The following is an 8444-nucleotide window of genomic DNA, read 5'->3' as shown; positions in this document are numbered from 1 at the left end:
GCCCCGTCTCGTGTCCGAGACGGGGCCAAACGCCCGCTCACAACACTCGGTCAGGAGTGGGGCACCGTCGCGGTGATGAGGGTGCCGTCGTCGCGGCGGTTGCCGGACAGCGCGCGCAGGCTCGGGCGGCCCGGGCGCACGGGGCCCTGCCCGTCGAGCGGGACGCGCACGGGCTCGCCCGGGGAGGCCTTCACCCGCTCGCCCCGCACGGAGACCTCCGCGCCCTCGCCCGTCTCGGCCGTGAGCTCGAGCTCCTCGGTGCGCACGGTGACGCGCAGCCGCGAGCCGTGCCACATCACGCGGAACGTCAGCTCGTCCCAGCCCTGCGGCAGGCGCGGGTCGAAGGTCAGGACGCCGTCGTGGTCGCGCATGCCGCCGAACCCGAAGGCCAGCGCCGACCAGGTGCCGCCCGCCGACGCGACGTGCACGCCGTCCGACGCGTTGTCGTGCAGGTTCGCCAGGTCCACGAGCAGCGAGGAGACGAAGTACTCCAGCGCGAGCTCGTGGTAGCCGACCTCGGCCGCGACGATCGACTGCACGACGCCCGACAGCGTCGAGTCCCCCGTGGTCAGCGGGTCGTAGTACTCGAAGTCGGCGAGCTTCTCCTCCGGCGTGAAGTGCTGCCCCTGCAGGAAGAGCGCCAGCACGACGTCCGCCTGCTTGAGCACCTGGTACCGGTAGATGACCAGCGGGTGGTAGTGCAGCAGGAGCGGCCGCTTGGTGACCGGCGTCGCCGCGAGGTCCCAGATCTCCCGCTCGAGGAAGTGCGAGTCCTGCGGGTGGATGCCGATGCTCTCGGCGTACGGGATAGACATGTGGTCGGCGGCGCGGCGCCACTCGGTGGTCTCGTGGACGCCGAGCGAGAGCCGGTCGGCGAGGCGCGCGTAGTCCTCCGGGTACTCCTCGTGGATCCGCTCCACGACGTACGCCGCGGCGCGCAGGTTGAACCGCGCCATGACGTTGGTGAAGAGGTTGTCGTTGACGACGGTCGTGTACTCGTCCGGGCCGGTGACGCCGTGGATGTGGAAGTTGTCGTCGCCGTTCGCGCGCCAGAAGCCGAGGTCCTCCCACATGCGGGCGGTCTCGACGAGGACGTCGACCCCCTCGCGGCGCATGAAGTCCGTGTCGCCCGTGGCACGCACGTACTGCACCAGCGCGAAGCTGATGTCGGCGTCGATGTGGTACTGCGCCGTGCCCGCCGCGTAGTAGGCGGACGCCTCCTCGCCGTTGATGGTGCGCCACGGGAACAGGGCGCCCTTCTGCGACAGCTCGTGCGCGCGGCGGCGGGCGGCGTCGAGCATCTGGTAGCGGAAGCGCAGCGCGTTGCGGGCGTACCGCGGGCTCGTGTAGGTGAGGAACGGGAGGACGTAGACCTCCGTGTCCCAGAAGTAGTGGCCGCCGTAGCCGCTGCCCGTCAGCCCCTTCGCCGGGACGCCCGAGCCCTCCGCACGCGCCGTGGCCTGCGCGAGCTGGAAGATGTTCCAGCGCACCGCCTGCTGGATCTCCGGCTTCCCGGGGATCTCGACGTCGGACCGGGTCCAGAAGTCGTCCAGCCACTGCCGCTGGTGGTCGAGCTGCGCCTGGACGCCGCCCGCGCGCACCCGGTCGAGGGTGCGGCGGCAGCGGTCGACGAGCTCGCGCGTGGGCACGCCGCGGGACGTGTGGTAGGTGACCACCTTGGTGAGGCGGATCGGGTGGCCCGCCTTCGCGTCCACGCGGAACACGTGCTTGGCGAGGTCGTCGTCCACCTGCGTGCGCACGTCCCACTCGTCCGCGGTCTCGAGACGGTGGTCGGCGGCGACGGCGAGGGTCATGCCCGAGTTGGAGCACCGGTAGGACAGGACCAGGCGCTCGTCGTCGCCCCACCGGGTCTGCGGCTGCAGCACTCGGCCTGCGAACGCCTCCGCCTTGCGCGGGTCGAAGCCCTCGCCGAGGGACGCGGCCGGCACGTGGTACTCGTCCTGCCCGTCCTGGCGGTTGAGGATCTGCGAGGAGATCGCGACCGGGGCGTCGGCGTCGAGCAGGGTGACCTCGAACGTCATCACGGCCAGGTGCCGTTCGACGAACGACACCATGCGCTCGGAGCTGACCTTGACCCGCTTGCCCGACGGGGTGCGCCACAGGATCTCGCGCCGCAGCACGCCGTCGCGCAGGTCGAGGGCGCGCTCGTAGTCGATGAGGTCCGCCACGGGCAGGAGCAGCGGCTCGTCGTCGACGTACAGCCGGATCACCTTGGTGTCCGGGGCGTTGACGATCGTCTGGCCCACCTTGGCGAAGCCGTACGCCTCCTCGGCGTGGTGGATCGGCCACGTCTCGTGGAACCCGTTGACGAACGTGCCGTGGGCGTGGGACTCGCGCCCCTCCTCGACGTTGCCGCGCATCCCGAGGTAGCCGTTCGCCACCGCGAACAGGGACTCGGTGACCCCGAGGTCCTCGGCGGAGAACTCGGCCTCGACGAGCCGCCACGGCTCGGCCGGGAAGCGCATCCGGTCCACGGAACGCTGCTCGTCGGCGGTGCGCTTGATCATGCCTGGTCCCCCTGCTGCGTGCGCTCGTCGTTCTCGTCGTCACGGTCGGCGGGCGCGTCGAGGATCGACGCGTCCAGCTCGCCGAGGTCGGCGACCACCCGGTCCGCGCCGTGCGCGGCGAGCGCCTGCGCGCCCACGCCCCGGTCGACGCCCAGCACGAGGCCGAACGGGCCCGCGGCCCCGGCCTGCACGCCGGACAGCGCGTCCTCCACGACGACGGACTGCTCCGCCGGCACGCCGAGGAGCTCGGCGGCGCGCAGGTACGTGTCGGGGGCGGGCTTGCCGGCCAGCTGCTCGCGGGCCGCGACGTTGCCGTCCACGACGACGTCGAACCGGTCCGCGAGCCCCGCCGCGGCGAGCACCGCGGGGGTGTTGCGCGACGACGAGACCACGGCCACCTGCGCCCCCGCCGCCGTCACGGCGTCGAGGAAGCGCACCGAGCCCGGGTAGGGCGCGATGCCCTCCTCGGCGAACATGCGGTTGACGATGGCGTCCTTGCGGTTGCCGAGCGCGCTCACCGTGTCCTCGCCGGGTGCGTCGTCCGCCGTGCCGCGCGGCAGCTCGACGCCGCGCGAGGCGAGGAACGCGGCCACGCCGTCGTACCGGGGCTTGCCGTCGATGTGCGCGAAGTAGTCCGCGGACGTGTACGGCGCGAGGGCGCGCTCCTGGCAGTACGGCGCGAACAGGCGCTCCCACGCCCGCATGTGCACCTCGGCGGTCGGGGTGAGCACGCCGTCGAGGTCGAACAGCACGGCTCGGAGGCTGGTCACGGGCGTCCTTCGCAGGTCGGGGGCAGGTCGGGGGCAGGTCGCGGGGCACCGCACCCGTGGGCCCGACGCCGTGGTTCAGCCTACGCAGTTTCGGGAGCGCGGCGGGCTCATCCCGCGGCGCGCTCCGCGAGCGCCTCCGCCACCCGGCCGAGGTTCGCCAGCTCGGCGCGATGGGTGTCGGCGCCCTCGAGCCGACGACGGGGCGCGGCGAGCAGCGTGACGTCCGCGAGGCCCGTCGCCGGCAGCCCCACGCGCCGCCACGGCTCGGCCACCAGGCGCACCAGCTCGCCGAGCTGCGGCCCGGAGCACTGCGAGACCGTGGCGGGCGGGAGCCCCGCCCACAGCCCGACCCCGCGCTCGGTGGCGCGGGCGAGCAGCTCCCAGGCGCGCTCGTTCCAGCCCGGGGCGTCCCCCGCGCCGCCGAGATCCCCGAGGGCCAGCCCGACGGCGTCCGCCCCGGCGAGCGCGGCGGGCGGCACCCCCACCCACGTGCCGCCGAGGTGCACGACGACCCGCGCCCCGGCGTCGTGCGCCGCCTCGATCACCGGCCGCAGGCCCTCCACGACGTCGGGTCCGGGCACCGCGCGCAGCCGCGAGTAGCCCGAGAAGCTCGGCAGCACCCCCGCGTGCACCTGGCCGAGCAGCGGCTCGGTGAGCTGCACGACCGGCGTCGCCCCCGGCACCTGGGCGCGCACACCGGCGAGGTGGGTGCGCACCGCCTCCGCCAGGGCGAGGGACAGGTCGCGCCGCGCCCCGACGTCGGCGAGCACGCGGTCGCCGCGCGCCGACCAGAGCTCCGCGGCGAGGGTCCACGGGCCCACCAGCTCGACGGCGAGGGGTCCGTCGTGCCCGACGGCGGCGACGGCGAGCGCGGACAGGTCCTCGCGCAGCAGCGCGTCGGCGCGGCGCAGGTCGGCGCCCGGGTGGTCGGCGAGCTTCCAGCCGTGCGGGCCGAGCTCCACCGGCATCTCCGCGAGCATCGCGGCCGTGCGGCCCACCGGGTCCGCGCCCGGGCCGCGCCCGGTGAGCTGGGTGAGGAACGGCAGCGGTTCGACGCCGGTCGGCAGGGAGGCCAGGTCGTCGAGGACGGTCTGCTGCGCGACGAGCTCGTCGCGCGCGCCGCCCGGCCACGGGCCGTGCCCGGAGACGGCGGTCACCGGTCCCCGCCCCGGGTCGTCCTGCGGGTCGTCGAAGGTTTCACCACCACGTCACCTCCTCCGCCGCGTCACGTCGCGGCGGCTCGCTGCTCTCGAAGAATAGGAGCGGCCGTCGACGGCGCTCACCGGGAGCACCGTACCGGCCGGACGAAGGAGTCCCGATGTCCGTGATCCTCGACCAGGCGCCCGCGTCACCCGCGGCCCCGGTCACCGCGCAGCCCGCGACGCTCCCGGCCCACCTGCCGTCCGCCGCCCGCGCCGTCGCCACCCGCGTGCACGCGAACGCCATGCCGTCCGGCGCCGAGGCGGTGCTGCGCCGCCAGCTCGCGCCCGGCTTCCGCAACCACGACGTGCTGCCGGGCTGCACGGGCGGCCCCGACGCCCTGGTCGCCACGATGCAGTGGTTCCACGACGCGTTCGACGAGCAGCGCGTCGAGGTGCTGCACGCCCTCTGCGAGGGCGAGCTCGTGGCCCTGCACGTCGCGTTCAGCGCGCTGCACGCCGGGTTCTTCCTCGGGGTGCCGCCGTCGCACCGGCGCTTCACGGTGCGGGAGATGCACCTCGTGCGCGTGACCGACGGGCTCGAGGTGGAGCACTGGGTCACCCGCGACCAGGTGTGGTGGGAGCACGAGCTGCGGCGGTGATCGCCCGGGCACCGCCGTGGGAGACTTGCCGCCATGCGGATCACCGTGCGCAACGCCCGTTTCCAGCAGCTCCAGACGTTGCTCACCAACCGCACCAAGCGCGGCCGCGCCGGCGAGTTCCTGGTGCAGGGCGTGCGGCCCATCACCATGGCCGTCGAGCACGGCTGGCAGGTGCGCACCCTGCTGCACGAGACCGACCGCCGGCTCTCGTCGTGGGCCAAGGACATGCTCCAGGCCACGGGCGCGGAGACGATCGCGATGTCGCCCGAGCTGCTCGCCGAGCTCTCCGAGAAGGACGCCGGCGCCTCCGAGCTGCTCGCCGTCGTCGCCATGCCCGCCGACGACCTGGGCCGGGTCCCCGTGGGGCCGTCGTTCCTCGGCGTGGTCTTCGACCGCCCCACGCAGCCGGGCAACGTCGGCGCGGTCGTGCGGTCCGCGGACGCGTTCGGCGCCGACGGGCTCGTCGTGACCGGGCACGCGGCCGACCCGTACGACCCGAAGTCGGTGCGCGCGTCCACCGGCTCGCTCTTCGCCCTGCCCGTGGTGCGCGCGGCGTCCCACCACGAGGTCCTCGACTGGGTGGGCGCGCAGCGCGCCGCGGGCACCCCTGTCACCGTCGTCGCGACCGACGAGGACGGCGACGCCGCGCCCGCCGACGTCGACCTCACCGGCCCGGTGCTCCTGGCCGTCGGCAACGAGACCGTCGGCCTGTCGAAGGGCTGGCGCGAGGCGGCCGACGTCACGGTCGCCATCCCGATGGCCGGCTCCGCGAGCTCCCTCAACGCGTCCAACGCCGCGTCGATCGTGCTCTACGAGGCGCACCGGCAGCGTCTCGCGCGGGGATAGACCGCGTCAGGCCCGCCAGGCGCGGGCGACGGTGCCCTGCCCGAGCACGCGCGTCCCGCGGTACACGACCAGCGACTGCCCGGCGGCGACGCCCCGCAGCGGACGCCCGGTGAGCTCGACGTCGATCCCCGCAGCGCCGTCGGCGTCGGTCGTCGCGCGCACCCGCGCGGGCACGGGCGCCCCGTGCGCCCGGACCTGCACCTCGACGTCGTCGAGCCATGCCGACCCGGCGAGCTCGTCGGGGGCCGTGAGCCACACGGCCGCGCCGGCCTCGATCCGGTCCACGCTGAGCAGCTCGGCCGGGCCCACGACGATCGTGTTGGACGACGCCTGCACGTCCACCACGTACCGCGCGCGCCCGTCGGCGGCGGGGCGCCCGAGGCCGAGGCCCTTGCGCTGGCCCACCGTGAACGCGTACGCGCCGTCGTGCTCGCCGACGACGTTCCCGGCGGTGTCCACGACGTCGCCCGGCCGGGAGCCGAGGCGCTCGCGCAGGAAGCCGCGGGTGTCGCCGTCGGCCACGAAGCAGATGTCGTAGGAGTCGGGCTTGGCGCTCACCGACAGGCCGCGCCGCTCCGCCTCCGCGCGCACCTCGGCCTTGGAGGCGAACTCGCCGAGGGGGAACATCGAGCGCGCCAGCCGGTCCCGGCCCATCACGGCCAGCACGTACGACTGGTCCTTCTCGTCGTTCGGGGACCGGTGCAGCTCGCGGGTCACGGTGCCGTCGGGGGCCTCGCGCGTCACGACCTGCGCGTAGTGCCCCGTCGCGACGGCGTCGAAGCCGAGCGCCGTCGCCTTGTCGAGCAGGGCCTCGAACTTGATGTGCTCGTTGCAGCGCACGCACGGGTTCGGCGTGCGGCCCGCCTCGTACTCCGACAGGAAGTCCGCGACGACGGTCTGCTCGAACGTCTCCGAGAGGTCCCAGACGTAGTAGGGGATGCCGAGCACGTCCGCGGCCCGGCGCGCGTCGCCGGCGTCCTCGATGGAGCAGCAGCCGCGCGAGCCCGTGCGGAACTGGTCGCGGTTGCGGCTCAGCGCCATGTGCACGCCCACGACGTCGTGCCCCGCCTCCACGGCGAGCGCCGCGGCGACGGCCGAGTCCACGCCACCCGACATCGCGGCCAGCACCTTCACGCCGCACCCCCCGACCGCGCCGGGGCCACGCCCGACACCAGACCGGCCGCGCGCGCCCGCTGCACCACCTGGGGCAGGGCGGCGACGAGCCGCGCCACGTCGTCGTCGGACGACGTCGCGCCGAGGGTGAAGCGCAGCGCGCCGCGCGCCTCCAGCTCCGGCACGCCCATCGCGAGCAGCACGTGCGACGGCTGGGGCACGCCCGCCTGGCACGCCGAGCCCGTCGACGCCTGCACGCCCGCCGAGTCCAGCAGGTACAGCAGCGAGTCGCCCTCGGCGCCGGGGAACGTGAAGTGCGCGTTACCGGGCAGGCGCCCGGCGGGCTCGGACGCCGGGTCCGGCCCGCGCAGCACCGCCTCGGGGTCCGCGGCGCGCACGCCCGCGACGAGGGCGTCGCGCAGCGCCGCCAGGTGCGCCGCGCGCTCCCGCCATCCGTCGACCGCCTCCGCGAGCGCGACGGCGAACGACCGGATCGCGGGCACGTCCAGCGTGCCCGAGCGCACGCCCCGCTCCTGGCCGCCGCCGTGCAGCACCGCCTCCAGCGGCAGGTCCCGGCGTGCGAGCAGGGCACCCACGCCCAGCGGGCCGCCCAGCTTGTGGCCCGTGACCGTGAGCGCGTCCACGCCCGACGCCGCGAAGTCGACCTCGACCTGCCCCACCGCCTGCACCGCGTCCGTGTGCACGGGCACGCCGTGCTGGTGCGCCAGCCGCACCACGTCGCGCACCGGCTGCAGCGTGCCCACCTCGTTGTTGGCCCACATCACCGAGACGAGGGCCACCTCGTCGGCGTGCTCGGCCAGCTCCGCGCGCAGCGCCGCCAGGTCGAGCCGGCCGTCGCCGTCCACCGGCAGCAGCACGATCTCCGCGCCCGCGTGCCCCGCCAGCCAGAACGCCGGGTCCAGCACCGCATGGTGCTCGACGGCGGACACCAGCACCCGCGTGCGGCGCGGGTCCTGCCGGCGCCGGCCCCAGAAGATCCCCTTGATCGCGAGGTTGTCCGCCTCCGTGCCGCCCGCGGTGAAGATCACCTCGCTGGGTCGCGCGCCGAGCGACGCCGCCACCGACTCGCGCGACTCCTCCACCGCCCGCCGCGCCCCGCGCCCCGCCGAGTGCAGCGAGCTCGCGTTGCCCGCGTGCCCCGCCTCCGCCACGTACGCCTCGAGCGCCGCCCGCGACATGGGGGTGGTGGCGGCGTGGTCGAGGTAGGCGCCGGCGGGCGCCTCGGGGGTGGTCACGGTTCCCCAGTCTACGAACTGCTCGCTGTGGTTCTTTCTCGTGGTTGCTTCCGGTGCGGGGCGGGGGTGTCGTGTCGCGAGGCGCGCCATCCGCCGCTCGTTCCTCGCGGCTCCCGCCAGGCCCGACCAG

At 75.0% G+C, this 8444-nt stretch carries 7 protein-coding genes; 2 read left to right on the top strand and 5 right to left on the bottom strand.

What is annotated here, in order from left to right; genetic code table 11:
- Positions 1-50 precede the first annotated feature (50 nt).
- The 3 genes from ACFWDO_RS20410 to ACFWDO_RS20400 form a co-directional block, all read right to left on the bottom strand.
- On the bottom strand, positions 51-2528 hold the full coding sequence (locus ACFWDO_RS20410; RefSeq protein ID WP_380325584.1) for a glycoside hydrolase family 65 protein: 2478 nt from the start codon (positions 2526-2528) through the stop codon (positions 51-53).
- On the bottom strand, positions 2525-3298 hold the full coding sequence (locus tag ACFWDO_RS20405; RefSeq protein WP_380325580.1) for an HAD family hydrolase: 774 nt from the start codon (positions 3296-3298) through the stop codon (positions 2525-2527). Before ACFWDO_RS20405 ends, ACFWDO_RS20410 begins: the two co-directional genes overlap by 4 nt.
- Before the next feature lie 107 nt (positions 3299-3405).
- Positions 3406-4455 (bottom strand): hypothetical protein, encoded by a 1050-nt coding sequence (locus ACFWDO_RS20400; protein ID WP_380325577.1) that lies wholly within the window; start codon positions 4453-4455, stop codon positions 3406-3408.
- A 161-nt stretch (positions 4456-4616) separates the two neighbouring features.
- On the opposite strand from ACFWDO_RS20400, the gene ACFWDO_RS20395 reads away from it, so the two are divergent.
- Both ACFWDO_RS20395 and ACFWDO_RS20390 read left to right on the top strand, forming a co-directional pair.
- Entirely contained in the window at positions 4617-5099 is a 483-nt protein-coding gene (locus tag ACFWDO_RS20395; RefSeq protein WP_380325574.1) for an ester cyclase, read from the top strand.
- A gap of 33 nt (positions 5100-5132) precedes the next feature.
- Positions 5133-5945, top strand: coding sequence for a TrmH family RNA methyltransferase (locus ACFWDO_RS20390; RefSeq protein WP_380325571.1), 813 nt, complete (start codon positions 5133-5135; stop codon positions 5943-5945).
- 6 nt (positions 5946-5951) lie between these two features.
- On the opposite strand, the gene mnmA is transcribed toward ACFWDO_RS20390, so the two are convergent.
- Both mnmA and ACFWDO_RS20380 read right to left on the bottom strand, forming a co-directional pair.
- Positions 5952-7079 (bottom strand): tRNA 2-thiouridine(34) synthase MnmA, encoded by a 1128-nt coding sequence (mnmA, locus tag ACFWDO_RS20385; RefSeq protein ID WP_380325568.1) that lies wholly within the window; start codon positions 7077-7079, stop codon positions 5952-5954.
- Positions 7076-8314: a cysteine desulfurase family protein gene (locus tag ACFWDO_RS20380; protein WP_380325565.1), complete on the bottom strand. Its 1239-nt coding sequence runs from the start codon at positions 8312-8314 to the stop codon at positions 7076-7078. Before ACFWDO_RS20380 ends, mnmA begins: the two co-directional genes overlap by 4 nt.
- Positions 8315-8444: the final 130 nt, after the last annotated feature.

The organism is Isoptericola sp. NPDC060185 (genome assembly GCF_042728595.1).
GTDB lineage: Bacteria > Actinomycetota > Actinomycetes > Actinomycetales > Cellulomonadaceae > Isoptericola.
This window is presented reverse-complemented; position numbering and strand designations above follow the sequence as displayed.